Origin of the sequence: Curtobacterium sp. PhB25 (assembly GCF_004365375.1) — a bacterium.
Lineage (GTDB): Bacteria > Actinomycetota > Actinomycetes > Actinomycetales > Microbacteriaceae > Curtobacterium.
Genome location: NZ_SODR01000009.1, coordinates 25,483 through 39,919 on the forward strand (window position 1 = coordinate 25,483; position 14,437 = coordinate 39,919).

12 protein-coding genes are annotated in these 14,437 nt (G+C 70.4%); 8 read left to right on the forward strand and 4 right to left on the reverse strand.

Annotated elements, in window-relative coordinates; all coding sequences use genetic code 11:
* Positions 1-22: 22 nt before the first annotated feature.
* Together EDF51_RS16165 and EDF51_RS16170 are read left to right on the forward strand one after the other, a co-directional pair.
* Positions 23-1,843, forward strand: coding sequence for a DUF4012 domain-containing protein (locus EDF51_RS16165; protein WP_134195697.1), 1,821 nt, complete (start codon positions 23-25; stop codon positions 1,841-1,843).
* 376 nt (positions 1,844-2,219) lie between these two features.
* On the forward strand, positions 2,220-2,780 hold the full coding sequence (locus EDF51_RS16170; protein ID WP_111086114.1) for a sortase: 561 nt from the start codon (positions 2,220-2,222) through the stop codon (positions 2,778-2,780).
* An 86-nt stretch (positions 2,781-2,866) separates the two neighbouring features.
* On the opposite strand, the gene EDF51_RS16175 is transcribed toward EDF51_RS16170, so the two are convergent.
* Complete coding sequence (locus EDF51_RS16175) at positions 2,867-3,337, reverse strand: VanZ family protein (RefSeq protein WP_134195698.1); 471 nt, start codon at positions 3,335-3,337, stop codon at positions 2,867-2,869.
* Positions 3,338-3,597: 260 nt separating this feature from the next.
* Here EDF51_RS16175 and EDF51_RS16180 point away from each other — a divergent pair, with 260 nt between their 5' ends.
* The 4 genes from EDF51_RS16180 (at position 3,598) to EDF51_RS16195 (ending at position 11,129) form a co-directional block, all read left to right on the forward strand.
* Positions 3,598-3,927, forward strand: a complete 330-nt coding sequence (locus EDF51_RS16180) for a hypothetical protein (protein ID WP_134195699.1) — start codon at positions 3,598-3,600, stop codon at positions 3,925-3,927.
* Positions 3,928-4,075: 148 nt separating this feature from the next.
* Positions 4,076-4,405 (forward strand): hypothetical protein, encoded by a 330-nt coding sequence (locus EDF51_RS16185; protein ID WP_123310333.1) that lies wholly within the window; start codon positions 4,076-4,078, stop codon positions 4,403-4,405.
* A 270-nt stretch (positions 4,406-4,675) separates the two neighbouring features.
* A complete protein-coding gene (locus EDF51_RS16190) occupies positions 4,676-10,285 on the forward strand; it encodes an Ig-like domain-containing protein (RefSeq protein ID WP_166673577.1) in 5,610 nt (1,869 codons plus the stop codon).
* 142 nt (positions 10,286-10,427) lie between these two features.
* A complete protein-coding gene (locus tag EDF51_RS16195; protein WP_111086110.1) occupies positions 10,428-11,129 on the forward strand; it encodes an SDR family oxidoreductase in 702 nt (233 codons plus the stop codon).
* A gap of 28 nt (positions 11,130-11,157) precedes the next feature.
* On the opposite strand, the gene EDF51_RS16200 is transcribed toward EDF51_RS16195, so the two are convergent.
* The 3 genes from EDF51_RS16200 to EDF51_RS16210 form a co-directional block, all read right to left on the reverse strand.
* A complete protein-coding gene (locus EDF51_RS16200; RefSeq protein ID WP_134195701.1) occupies positions 11,158-11,889 on the reverse strand; it encodes an SOS response-associated peptidase in 732 nt (243 codons plus the stop codon).
* Between the two features lie 133 nt (positions 11,890-12,022).
* The gene (locus EDF51_RS16205) at positions 12,023-12,649 is read right to left on the reverse strand and encodes a hypothetical protein (RefSeq protein ID WP_132100754.1); all 627 of its coding nucleotides are present in this window, start codon (positions 12,647-12,649) and stop codon (positions 12,023-12,025) included.
* A 3-nt stretch (positions 12,650-12,652) separates the two neighbouring features.
* A complete protein-coding gene (locus tag EDF51_RS16210) occupies positions 12,653-13,345 on the reverse strand; it encodes a hypothetical protein (protein WP_133939122.1) in 693 nt (230 codons plus the stop codon).
* Between the two features lie 246 nt (positions 13,346-13,591).
* On the opposite strand from EDF51_RS16210, the gene EDF51_RS16215 reads away from it, so the two are divergent.
* Positions 13,592-14,017, forward strand: coding sequence for an organic hydroperoxide resistance protein (locus EDF51_RS16215; RefSeq protein WP_123293624.1), 426 nt, complete (start codon positions 13,592-13,594; stop codon positions 14,015-14,017).
* 9 nt (positions 14,018-14,026) lie between these two features.
* A complete protein-coding gene (locus EDF51_RS16220; RefSeq protein ID WP_134195702.1) occupies positions 14,027-14,413 on the forward strand; it encodes a YchJ family metal-binding protein in 387 nt (128 codons plus the stop codon).
* The last annotated feature ends 24 nt before the right edge of the window (positions 14,414-14,437 follow it).

A 14,437-nucleotide genomic window follows, 5' to 3' on the forward strand; every position in this document is an offset into this window, starting at 1 on the left:
CGGGGAACCGTAGGATCGCGTCATGTCCGACCTGCCCGAGTCGCGACGCACTGCAGCACACCGGGGATCCAGGGCCCGGATCGTCTTGTGGATCGTCCTCGCCCTCGTCCTGCTGCTCATCCTCACCGTCGCCTGGGTGGGAGTACGTGGTGCGCTCGCGAAGGGACACCTCGAACGAGCGGTCGGTGACGTCGACACACTGCGCTCCCAACTCACCGGTGGCGACACCGCCGCCGCGCAGAAGACCGCGAAGCACCTGGAGCGTGAAGCGGGGGCAGCTCGTTCGTTGACGGGTGATCCGATCTGGGGGGCCTCGCAGAACGTCCCGTTCTTCGGGGCCAACCTGCGCGCAGTCCGCCAAGTCTCCGTCGTCGTGGACGATGTTGCCCGGAACGCGGTGACCCCGGTCGCCGACGTCATCGGCGGTCTCGGAACCGACTCGTTCGCGCCGAAGAACGGCAAGGTCGACCTGCAGCCGATCGTGGACGCGCAGCCGGCCGTCGCGACGGCGACGACGACCCTGGCACGGGCGGACCGCGATGCGGACGCGATCGACACGAGTGACACGTTGTCCCCGGTGACGACCGCGGTTGCCGAGCTGCGGAACGCGTTGTCGTCCGCCTCTGCGCAGGTGACCACCGCGAACCGGGTCGTGCAGCTCGCGCCGGCGATGCTGGGCAACGACGGTGAACGGAACTACCTGCTGTTGTTCCAGAACAACGCCGAGTTGCGCGCGGGTGGCGGGATCCCGGGGGCCGTGGCGCTCCTTCAGACGGATGACGGTGCCATTCACCTGCAGAACCAGACGTCCGGTGGCTCGTTCGGTCCGTACGCGCAGCCGATCCTGCCGCTGACCCCGGACACGACTGGTCTGTACGGCAGCATCACCGGGAAGTACATGCAGGACGTCACCCTGACCCCGCGTTTCGACGTCTCGGCGAAGCTCGCTCGGGCCATGTGGAAGCAGAAGTTCGGCGAACAGGTCGACGGCGTGCTGGCGATGGACCCGGTGACGCTCAGCTACATCCTCAAGGCCACCGGCCCGGTGAAACTGCCGACCGGAGACACGCTGACCTCGGACAACGCAGTGAAGCTCCTGCTGAGCGACGTGTACGCGAAGTACCCGGATCCGGTCGTGCAGGACGCCTTCTTCGCCTCCGCCGCCAGCGCCGTGTTCGACAAGGTCGCGAGTGGTGACTTCGATGCCAAGCAGTTCGTCTCCGCCCTGACCCAGAGCGCCGGTGATGACCGATTGCGCCTGTGGAGCGCGGACCGGGCGGAGCAGCGCCGCATCAGCGGTAGCGCTGTGGCCGGCGAACTCCCGACCGAGTCGGCGTCGTCACGAGAGTTCGCGGTGTACCTGAATGACGGCACCGGCTCGAAGATGGACTACTACCTCGAGAAGACCGTGTCAGTCGGCAGCTCGGTGTGCCGGAAAGACGGTCGTCCCACGTCGGTCGTCGAGGTCACCATCAAGAACACTGCACCCGCCGACGCCGCGACGAGCTTGCCCGAGTACGTCACGGGTGGCGGCGATTTCGGTGTGGAGCCGGGCAAGATCAAGACCCTGATCGCGGCCTACGCGCCCGAGGACGCGATCTTCCTCGGCGCAACCAAGGACGGCAAGACGACTGCTGTGCAGACGGCGACGGATGGCGGACACCCCGTGGCGCAGTTGCAGACGCTGCTCGCACCGGGCCAGAGCCTGACCTACCGCGTTGCCTTCCTCGGCGAGAGCAAGTACGCGAAAGCCCCCGTGCAGGCGAGCTCCACCCCGGGTGTCCGACAGTCCGAGACCAAGCCGATCGCGTTCGAGTGTGACCGGCCGCTCACAGCCAACTGAACACGGCGTCCCGTTAACGCATCTCGAACGCCCCCACTCCGGGGGTGGTCGGTCGCGGCTGTCCGCCGCTACAGGTTGCCGACGCGGCGGTCAGGCTCCGTGAGGGATGGGGCTGGATGCCCGTCTGATCTGGGATTCCCTCGTTCGACGCAGGCGGATGCCCCTGTGATGTCGGCTCGATCGCCCGCCTGTTCAGGATGAACACATGACGACCAATGACCGAAATCCACGCCATCTGGTACCGAGCTGTGAAACTCCGGTAGATTGAGACAACTTCGCCATCACAACCGCCAGTTTCTTGGCAGGGGACAACCACGGGCGGATCAGCGGGCTCTGGGTGTCAGGGTCTGGATTTTCAGATCTTTAGGGGAACCACATGAAGAAGCTCATCGCCGCGGTGGTGCTGGCTGGGGCCGCACTGCTCGCCACGCCGACCGTCGCCAACGCCGCCGGCTACACGCCCGACTCCGACGTCTCCGTCTCCGGCACCGCCGTTGCCGGTGGTACCGCCTCCGTGAACTTCACCGAGGGTGCGTTCCAGGACAACGAGACCGTCAACGTCCAGGTCACCGGTGCCGGTGCGGTCACGCTCGGCGCGCTGCCGACCACGACCGTCTCGAAGACCTACACCGCTGCCTCCGACGGTTCGCTCGCCGTCAAGGTCACCTTCCCGAAGGGCGCTTCGGGTACCTACAACCTGACCGCCACCGGCGCGACCTCGGGTGTCGTCGGCTTCGCCGCCTTCACCGTCGCCCCGGCTGACGCTGCTGCTGCTGTTCCCGCTGCGGGTGCTGGCTCCGGCACCGACGGCACCCTCGCCTTCACCGGTTCGACCGTGTCCGCCCTGGCCCTCTGGGTCGCCGGTGGCGCAGTCGTCCTCGGTGGTGGCCTCCTGTTGGTCCGCGGCTCGGTCCGTCGCCAGCGCGAGTCCGTCTGAGTCTCGAGCAACTGAACGAAGCCCCCGGAGCGCATCGCTCCGGGGGCTTCGTCGTGTGCGGGCCGCAGGGGCTGGCTGCTTGCCGCTCAGCGACGCCGGTGGTGTTCCGCCCATGCGAGCGCCAGGACGCCGACCGCGGCGCCGAGGACTGCTCCCAGCCCGTTCGCCAGGACATCGTCGATCGACGATGTGCGTGCGGGTAGGAACAGGGCCTGTGCGGTCTCGATGCACGCGCTGGCGGCCAGCCCCGCGGCAGCGCCGGCCCACCACCACCGCGCGCCTGCGAGCAGCACCACGAGCAATCCGAGCGGGACGAAGAAGACCACGTTCGACAACGACTCGATGGTGCCGTAGCCGAACCAGTCGGGGGCCCCGTGGCGATGAGCGATCGCGATCACCCGGTCGAGCGTCGGACCCGCTGCCGCGTCGACGGGTGAACCCCAGAACCCGACGAGCACCACCGCGACGCCGTAGGCGGCGGCCAGCCACATCGCGACCCGGCGGCTGCGTCCGGTGGCAGGGGCGCGCCCTGAATCGCGGGGACTGTCGGAGGTCACCCGACCGACGGTAGTGAGTCGCGCCTCCCGTCCGGCTCGACAGCCATCCGTACCCCGTGAGCCGCCGATCCGGAAAACGAGTACCCCGATCACTGGCGTGTACCCCGGAAAGACGTCACACCGCCCCGGAAATCCGGGGGACGTCGATCAGTCGCATTGGCGGAACCCGTGAATCGACGGGCCTCGCTGGCGGTTCGGGTCGTGGTTCTCGTAGCGTTCTGGTGTCAGCAGATGTACCCCGGATTGTGAAGGAGAGCGACATGACCACCATCGTCAACAACCAGACGCAGGCCGAGGTCACCCTCGACACCGACACGGTCGACACCATCGCGATCCTCGAAGCCGCCGCAGCGACGTCGACCCGTCCGACCCGCGCCAAGGTCACCTGGGTGCAGGAAGACCAGGGCGAGTGGATCGCCGGCTACGGCGGGTACTTCGGCGGCAGCGTCGACAAGCGCGACGGCCGGTTCGTCGCCTCGGACACCTTCGGCCTCGTCGTCGGTGAGTTCGCCTCGCTCGAAGAAGCGCAGACCAAGCTCGAGGACCAGCTCCACGTGATGCTCCCGTCGGTCATCCGACCGGTCGAGTAGGCGCCACCGGCGCCACCACACCGCCGGCGCCACCACACCGCCGGCGCCACCGCACCGCCGGCGCCGTCAGCGCCCGCACCACCCAGCACCATCGGCGTCCGCGACGCCCGCAGCACCAGTACGCAGCACAGCCCGAAGGAGCACGACCATGAGCATGACCACCGATCACCCCCAGCAGGCCGAAGTGACGCTGGACACCCGGACGATCGAGGTCATCGCCGAGATCGAGGCTCAGGTCGTCGCCGACACGGCGCCCGAGCGCGTCCGCATCAGCTGGGCGCAGCCCGACACCGGGCTCTGGGTCGCCAACTACGGCGGCTACTACGGCGGCACCGTCGACCGCCAGGGCACGCACTTCTTCGTCGCCGACACGTTCGGCGAGTACGTGGGGGACTTCCGGTCCCTCGACGAGGCGAAGACGCGTCTCGCCGAGCGGCTGCACGTGCTGCTGCCGGACGTGATCCGGCAGGCTGTCTGACGCGCTGAGCCCCGCGAACCCCGAAACCCCACCGGATCCGGTGGGGTTTTCGTGTGCCCCGAGCGGGTGACGCGGGCCTGAGGGGCGGCTCCCCCCACAACGAGTGGTCCCCCCGATTGGGGACCCGTCCCGTCCCCACTTCGGTATCGAGACCTGCCAGTATCGACCCGGCGCCACCGACCGTTCTCCCTGAACCGACGGCCGTGGATCAGGCGCCCGCATCGTCTCGACCCGAAAGTGATCATGCTGCCTGCTTCCCAGGGCACCGCTGTGCCTCGACGCCGCTTCGGCGTCCGAACCGTCGCCATGTTCGGCGCCGCGCTGCTCGTCGGCGCCGGTCTCTCAACGACCACGGCGGTCATCGCGGCCGAGCCGGCCTCGGCCGTCGATGCGACCCAGAACGGTGCGCTGGTCTGCTACCCGCAGAACACGCTGTACGCGATCGACAGCACCGGCAAGGTCGTCGCCGTCGACGTCAGTTCGGACGAGTCCAAGGTCGGTCAGACCGCGGACGTCACGAACCTCGGTGCGGGCGCGAACAACGGTCTCGGCATCTCGCGCGAGGGCGTTTCGATGTTCGCCGCAGCGAACGGCGGGACCGCGACGCTTCGTCAGTACGACCCGAAGACGGGTGTCGCCAGCGACCCGGTCGCGACCGACACGACACGGTCAGTGATCCGTGGTGCCGTGAACCCGGCAACGGGCATCTACTACTACGGCGACGGCACCGGTTGGCTCGGCGCGTACCGCCCCGCGACGGACACGACGCCGGCGAAGTACCTGGGTCAGGTCGGACAGATCAACGGCCTCGTCACGCGGAACGCCGCCGACACCGCGAACGCGAACGGTGACTTCGCGTTCAGCTCCCGCGGACTGTTCTTCGTCGTCGCGGCGAACCACGTGTACCGCGTGAACACGAACGAGGTCCCGACGACGTCGGGCAACACGGCGATGACGACGACCGAGATCGCGACCCTGCCGTCCACCACCAACAGCCCCGGCATCGCATTCTCCTCCGACGGCTTCCTGTACGTGTCGAACACAGTGACGACCAACCGGGTCCCGACCACCACGATCTTCCAGCTGGACCCGACGTCTGGCAAGGAAGTCCGCAACTTCCGCATCGTCGGTGACTACGCAGCCAGCGACCTGGCCAGCTGCAACTACGCCGACACCGTCACCGGTGAGTCGAGCGTCGACAAGCGCTGGAACAGCGGTGACCAGTTCAAGCTGTCGATCACCGGCGGCGGCATCACCCCGAACGACGGTACGACCGGCACCACGAGCGGCAGCGCCACGGGCGTCCAGGCACAGAAGGCGGGCGCGGTTCTGACCACGCCGAACAAGGACTACACGGTCACGCAGACCGCCGACGGCACCACGGACATCGCGAACTACGACACCACGTGGAAGGCCGTCGACCAGGGGACCAATGCGGTCATCGCGAAGGGCAACGGCAACACCGGCACCTTCACGTTCCCCGCAGCCACGACCGCCGACGGCACCGACGTCATGGTGACGTTCACCAACACGCTCAAGGCCGTCCACGTCACCACGACCTCGGACACCGGCAACACGCCGAACGGCACGAAGCTCACCGTGCCCGCGAAGGGCGTCTTGGCGAACGACAGCGGCACCGGCCTGTCCGTCGTGTCGAACGCCACGCCCGCCCACGGCACCGCGACCGTGCAGCCCGACGGCTCGTACACCTACACCCCGGCCGACGGCTTCTCGGGCACGGACACCTTCCAGTACACGGCGAAGGACTCGTCCGGCCAGACGTCGACCAGCACGGTGACGATCACCGTCGCCCCGGCGGGCACCGACGACGCGTTCAGCGTGCACGCCGGCCAGACCGCGACTGCGGACGCCAAGACGGGTCTGCTCGCGAACGACCACGGCACCGGCCTGACGGTCACGGGCAACACGAAGCCCGCCCACGGTGACCTGACCGTCGAGAAGGACGGCTCGTACTCGTACACCCCGACCGCCGGTTACTCCGGCCCGGACTCCTTCACCTACACGGCGAAGGACGGCGACGGCGCGGAGATCTCCGGCACGGTCACCATCACGGTGCTGCCGACCGCGGTCGCCGACACCGTCACGGCGACGGCCGGCTCGCCGATCAGCGGAAGCGGAAGCGGCACCCCCGGCACCGGCACCCCCGGCACCGGCAACCCCGGCACCGCCCCCGGCCTGCTCGCCAACGACCTCGGCTCGGACCTGACGGTCACCGGCAGCACCAAGCCGTCGCACGGTGACGTCGTCGTCGCGAAGGACGGCAGCTACACCTACACCCCGGCCACCGGCTACTCCGGCCCCGACTCCTTCACGTACACCGTCACCGACGGCACCGGGGGGACCGACACCGTGACCGTGACCGTGAACGTCGCCCCGCTGGCGAAGGACGACACCGTCCGCGTCGCCGCCGGCACCACGTACACCGCCGACACCCGCGCCACCGGCGTCCTGGGCAACGACCTCGGCACCGGCCTGACGATCTCGTCGAACACGAAGCCCGCGCACGGCGAGCTCACCCTCGACAAGGCGACCGGTGCGATCACCTACACGCCGGCCGACGGCTTCTCGGGCACGGACTCGTTCCGGTACACCGCGACGGACACCGCCGGTGCGCCGACGACCGCCACGGTGACCATCACGGTCAACCCGACGATCGCGAACGACACCACGACGACGAGCGCCGGCACCCCGGTGAACGTCGACGTGCAGCACAACGACCGCGGCTCGGACCTGGTCACCACGATCGTCACCGGTCCGGCGAACGGCACCGCCGTGGTGGCCGAGGACGGCACCGTCGAGTACACGCCGACGGGTGACTTCTCCGGCACCGACTCGTTCACCTACACCGTGACCGACGGCTCGAAGGTCACCACCAGCCCGGCGACGGTCACCGTCACCGTCCAGCCGGTCGCGAACGGCGACACCGTGTCGACGAAGTCCGGCGAGACGCTGACCATCGCGCCGGAGACGCTCACCGGCAACGACAAGGGAACGAAGCTGACCGTCACCGACGCGGCCGCCGTGCCGGACGCCGACGGCACGACGCACGGCGACGTCACGATCGACCCGACCACCGGCGTGATCACGTACACGCCGAAGCCCGGCTTCTCGGGCACCGACACCGTCACCTACACGGTGCGGGACGACTCCGGCCAGACCACGACCGGCACGATCACCGTCGTCGTCGGCCCGATGGCCACCCCGGACACCGCGACGGCCACCGCCGGCACCACGCTGACCGTGGGCGGGGACGGCGACGGCCGCACGGGCGTGCTCGGGAACGACGAGGGCACGAAGCTCACCGCCACGGTCGACCTCGAGCCCGCGAACGGCGACCTCGAGCTGGCGGAGGACGGGGCGTACACGTACACCCCGAAGGACGGCTTCTCGGGCACGGACACCTTCACCTACACGGCGAAGGACCCCTCCGGCGGGACGGCCACGGGCGTCGTGACCATCACGGTCGAGCCCGGCACCGAGCCGGACGAGATCACGGTCAATGCAGGCGGCAGCAAGACGGTCACCTCGGCCGAACTGACCGGCAACGACCACGGCACCGGGCTGTCCGTGCTCGACATCCCCGTCGGCAAGAGCGGCACGAACGGCACCGCAGTCCGGAACGACGACGGCACCGTCACCTACACGCCGAAGCCGGGCTTCTCCGGCACCGACGAGTTCACGTACACGGTCACCGACCGCAACGGCCTCACGAACACCGGCACGGTCTCCGTCCGGGTCACCCCCGTCACGGCGGGTGGCTCCACGTCCACCGACGCCGACGGATCCATCACCGTGCCGGCCGACAAGGGCGTGCTCGACGGCGCCACCGGCACCGACCTGCACGTCACGGACAACACCGACCCGTCGCACGGTGACGTCGTCGTCGACAAGGACGGCGGCTACACCTACACGCCGAAGCCCGGCTACTCCGGCCCGGACTCGTTCGACTACACCGTCACCGACGGCTCCGGCGGCACGACCACCGGCACCGTGACGATCGTCGTCGCCCCGAAGGCCGTCGCCGACACCGCGACCACCACCGCCTCGACCCCGGTCGACGTCGTGGTCACGGGCAACGACTCCGGCACGAAGCTCACCGTCACCGCGGTCACCAAGCCCGGTCACGGCGAGGCCGCGATGACCGGAGGCGGAGGCGGAGCCGGAACCGGCAACACCGGCACCGTCACGTACACGCCGGCTGACGGCTTCTCCGGCACGGACACGTTCACCTACACGGTGACCGACCCGACCGGCGGCACCGCGAAGGCGACCGTCACGGTGACGGTCAAGCCCGTCGCCGTCGCGGACACCGTGCGCACCAGCGCCGGCACCGCGCTGGCCATCGCCGGCACGACGCTGACCGCCAACGACCACGGCACGACGCTCACGGTCACCGGCCACGGCGACGCCGCGCACGGCACCGTGACCAAGGGCACCGAGCCCGGTTCGCTCGTCTACCTGCCGAAGAAGGGCTTCTCCGGCACGGACACGTTCACGTACACCGTCACGGACGGCTCCGGCCAGACCACGACGGCGACCGTCACCGTCCTGGTCGGCACCATGGCGACCCCCGACACCGGCCGCACCGCCACCAACGGCACCGTGACCGCGACCGTCGGCACGGGCGTCCTCGCCGACGACGAGGGCACCGACCTGTGGGCGAAGCTCGACCGCAAGCCGGCACACGGCACCGTGGCGCTGGCGAAGGACGGCTCGTACGTCTACACGCCGGAGCACGACTGGTCCGGCATCGACACCTTCACCTACACGGCGATCGACCACGACGGCAACACCGCGACCGGCCTCGTGACGATCACCGTCACCCCGACGGCGACGAACGACAAGGCAGCCACGAAGGCCGGCAAGCCGGTCACCGTCGCCGGCCCCGGCGTGCTCGGCAACGACCACGGCAGCGACCTGACGGTCGTGACCTCCGGCAAGGCGGGGCACGGCACGGTCTCGATCGCCGCGGACGGCACGTTCGTCTACACCCCGGCGAAGGGCTTCTCCGGCACCGACACCGTGACCTACCGGGCGCAGGACGGCTCGGGTCAGCAGGTCGACGCCACCGTCACCGTCACCGTCGGCATCGACGCGACGAAGGACGCCGGCCACACCATCGCCGGCACGCCGATCGCCCGCGACGCCGCACACGGTCTGCTCACCAACGACCAGGGCACCCGCCTCACCGCAGCGCTGGACCGCAAGCCGGCCCACGGCACGGTGACGGTCCAGCCCACCGGCGCGTACATCTACACCCCGGCCGACGGCTTCACCGGCACGGACACCTTCACCTACACGGTGACGGACGCCTCGGGGCAGACCACCACCGCCACCGCCACGATGACGGTCGTCGCCGCCGCGGTCGCGAAGGACGACTCCGCCACCGGGACCGTCGGGCACCAGGTCACGATCGACCCGCTCGACAACGACTCCGCCTCGGGCGGCGCTACCTTCGAGACGGGCACCCTGCACCTGATCGACCCGGAGACGGGCAAGCAGTCCGACCGCGTCGTCGTCAGCCACGAGGGCACCTGGACCGTCCGCGACGGCAAGGTCGTCTTCACCCCGGCGAAGGGCCACACCGGCACCACCTTCATCGGCACCGCGTTCATCGGGTACACGGTGACGGACAGCAACGGCCAGACGGTGACGGCGACCATCACGGTCACCTACCCGACCGGCATCGCGGCAGCGGTCCACACCGCGGAGCTCGCCTTCACCGGTGCGACCGGCCTCGTCGGCCTCGGCCTCGCGGCGATCGCACTGCTCCTGGCCGGCGTGCTGCTCGTGACGCGTCGCCGCATCGCGGCGGGCATCGCAGCCGCCCCGGGGATCCGACGCAGCGCGCGTCCGTGACCACCGCGGTCGACCGGGAGGCCCGGATCACGTCAGCCGACAGGCGCACGTGATCCGGGCCTCCCGTCGTCGTGCCGTGGTCGCGTCCGACGCACGCCGTCACGCGGGGCGGTGCGGCTCCGCCGCTCGCTAGCCTCGGAGGATGAGCGACCGACCCACCGCACCCGGCCGACCCACCGCGATCGTGACCGGTGGGACCAGCGGCATCGGACGCGCCGTCGTCGAGGAGCTCCGCCGGACCCACGAGGTGATCGCCGTCGGGCGTGACCGCGTGCGGCTCGACGAGGTCGGGGCGCTCGACCACGTCACCGCCGTGCAGCTCGACCTGACCGACGCCGCCGGGTTCCCGGCCTTCGCCGACTCGGTACCGGAGCTCGACGTCCTGGTGCACAACGCAGCGATCGTCGAACGCCTGCGTGTCGAGGACGCCCGCGCCGAGGACTGGCAGCGCGCCTTCGCCACCAACGTCATCGCGCCGGCCGAGCTCAGCCGGGTGTTCCTGCCACACCTGCGCCGGGCCGCCGGGTCGGTCGTCGTGATCAGCTCGGGTGCCGCGCGACGGGCCGTGCCGAACAGCACCGTGTACTCCGCGTCGAAGCACGCGCTGCAGGCCGTCACCGACGGGCTCCGCCAGCAGGTCAGCGCCGACGGGATCCGGGTGAGCACCGTCGCGCCGGGACCGACCGACACCCCGCTCGCGCACACCGGCGATCGGTACGGTCCGGCCGACCCCGACGTGGTGCGGAGTGAACCATCCACCGTCGCCTCGGCCGTGCGGTTCGTGATCGACGCCCCGCGGGACTCCCAGATCGCCGAACTGTGGGTGCGCCCGAGCGTCGAGTAGGGCGCCGGGCCGGGCGGCGTCTCGCTGGCTACGCCACCGGTTCGATGAGCTGCGGGCCGTCGTTCTTCACGCTGTTCACGGTGCGGGCGACCTCGTACTGCTCCAGGCCGGCCGCGACCGTCAGCGACTCGTGGTCGAGCAGGGCCAGCAGGTCGTCGGTCGGTAACTCGCCCCCGAGCCAGTCGTCGTAGCCGTCGGGCGTCAGGAACGCCGGCATCCGGTCGTGCACCTCACCCGGGGCCACGTGGGCGTCGCGGGTGATGATCGCCAGTGACAGCCGCCACTTGTCCGGGTCGCCCTCGGGCTTGGTCGGGTCCGGCCAGGCACTCACGACCCCGGCCATCGCCAGGGCACCGCCGGGCTCGTGCACGAAGTGCGGCTCCTTGCCGTCCTCGCGCACCACCCACTCGTAGTAGCCCTGCGCCGGCACGATGCAGCGGTTCGTCGCGAAGGCCCGCTTGAACATGCCGCTCGTCGCGACGGTCTCGATGCGGGCGTTGATCGGCTTCGGACGCTGCTTCTGGAAGTCCTTCGCCCAACTCGGCACGAAGCCCCAGCTGATCTGCGGCAGCTCGCGTTCACCGTGCCGTTGGCGCACCGCGGACACGGGGTCGGTCGGGGCGACGTTCCAGCTCGGCACCAGGCCGGTCCCCACGACGCCGGTGTCCTGGTCGACGTGCTCGGTCCGGTCGGCGAGCTCACCGAGGAGCTCGGGCAACAGATCAGCCGTGGTGTCGGAGACGACGAACCTTCCACACATGCGCCCAGTGTGCCCCGTGCCCCCGACAGTCGCGCGGGCGGGGCTGTTGCGTCGTGTCGGCCTGTTCCCTTGTCCCGTTCCGCTTCGTGAACAGAAATGGTCGGGTCCCGTCACGCCACCCGACCATTTCTGCTCACGAAGTCGGGCCGGCGGGGACCTCGAACGGCTCGGCGGCCTCGGCGGCGACCCGCGCGCGTTCGGAGCGGCCGAGGCGGACGACGTACTCGGGCAGCACGAGGACGTAGAGCGCGACGGACACCACGGGCCACCAGGGCGCGACGTCGAGCAACGGGCCAGCACCGACGGCGGCGACCCCTGCCCCCAGCAGCGGGGTGACGCGGGCGAGCGTGCCGATCAGGCCGCGGCGGAGCAGGACCGTGTCGGTGCGGACCGCCTCGCGGTCGTCTGGACGGACGGGGCGTGGCCGTCGCAGCAGGTACGGCTGCACCGACCACCGCACCGAGTTCTGCCACGAGGCCCGCACCTGCCGCCCGTTGATCGTCGCCGAGGGGTCCGGCGGGCGCCGCGTCGAGAAGCACGCGAACGTGAGCAGGCCCACGCCGGCCGCCAGCAGCACGATGGCCGCCACGCTGCGGAGCGGAGGCTGTGCGGTCCAGCCGAGCCGGGCCTCCAGGACGAGCATGCCGACCAACGCGACCACGGCTGCTGCGCCGGACCACGCTGCCGCGCGGCGGACACGACGCGGGTCCAGCACGTCGTCGACGTGCCGGAAGAAGATCCGCCAACCGAGTGCGAACACGGATCAGTCTCCGGGCAGCGAGAGCTTGCTGCCCTTCGGGGTGCCGGGCCGGCCGCGGGCGGGCGGTGCCGGCGGGACGGGCGGGAGCGCCTCGGCCTCGACGCGCAGCTGCTCCTGACGGCCGAGGGTGCGGATGCCCATGACGCCGGTGCCGCTCGAGATGACGAGCCACATGAACCACACACCGAGGAGCACGATCATCCGGTCGCCGTCGACGGGGAACGTGAGGACGAAGACCACCGTGCCGAGGACGAGACCCACCCAGCTGGCAAACTGCAGGAACGAACGGGTGGCGAAGCGGACGATCTGGTCGCGGCTCTCCAGCAGACCGTGGAGCACGGCATCGCGGTGCTGCGGCTCCACCGCCGGAGGGTTCCTGCCGTAGTAACGGGCGATGGCCTCTTGCGTGCGCCAGCCGATGCCCGGGATCGGTGGGACGGCCCATCCCTTCGGGCCGACCGGCGTCATCGATGCGCCGAAGCACCCGAAGCCGGCGGCCACCACGACCGCGATGACGACACCGGCGGGACCGGGAACGGGGTCGTCCAAGCGGTCCAGGAGCACGCCGACGAACAGCAGCACGACGAACGCGGTCGCCGCGACGATCGCGCCGACGAGCACCATGCGTCGGCGGATGCGCTCACCGATGACCTCGGGCAGTCGCTCCCGGTACACCTGCCACCCGATCTTGAACACGTGTCATGTCTACCCGGGCGCGGGGTGTCGTGGGCCGGGCGCTCGGTACTTCGTGAGCAGAAATGGTCGAGTGCGCTCGTGGGGCCCGACCATTTCTGCTCACGAAGTTCACGAACGAAGTGCGCCGCGGGCACCCCGCGGCACGCCCGCGGACACGCCCGGCGGCGCGGGCACGCGCTGGCGCCCGGCCCCGGCACCCCGGGCACGCGCAGCACACGTCCAGGTGGGCGCGATGACCTCGGCTCCATGAGTCTCGACATCGTCTACACCGCAGCCGCCCACGCCACCGGAGGCGGCCGCGACGGGCACGTCCGCAGCGAGGACGACCGGCTCGACCTGGACACCCGCCCGCCGAAGGAGATGGGCGGCAGCGGCGAGGGCACCAACCCCGAGCAGCTGTTCGCCGCCGGGTACGCCGCGTGCTTCCTCGGTGCACTGCACGCCGCGGGCAAGGAACTCGACCTCGACACCACCGGCGCCGAGGTCTCCGCCGAGGTCGGCATCGGCGGCGCCGGCAACGGCACCTTCGGCCTGGCGGTCGAGCTCGACGTCTACGCACCGGCCGCCCCGCAGGAGCAGCGCCAGCGCCTGGCCGAGCGCGCGCACGAGATCTGCCCGTACTCGAACGCCACCCGCGGCAACATCACCGTCGCGCTGTCGATCGTCGACTAGCGTTCCGGCGTGGTCACCGACGAGACGCGCTGCCCCTGCCTGAGCGGCAATCCCTACGGCGAGTGCTGCGGCCCCCTGCACCGCGGAGCGGCCGCACCGACCGCGGAACGCCTGATGCGCTCACGCTTCAGCGCGTTCGCGCTGGGACTGCCGGAGTACCTGCTGCTCACCTGGCACCCGCGCACCCGACCGGCGGCCCTCGAGTTTGACGCGTCCCAGCGCTGGACCCGGTTGGACATCCTGACGACGACCTCGGGAGGCCCGTTCGACTCCCAGGGCACGGTCGCGTTCCGCGCGTGGTGGCGTTCCGACGACGACCGCGGGACGCTCGAGGAGACGAGCGAGTTCGTCCGCGAGCAGGGACGATGGTTCTACGTGGACGGTGTCGTCGCCTGACGGCTCCGCACCACGCCAGCTGAC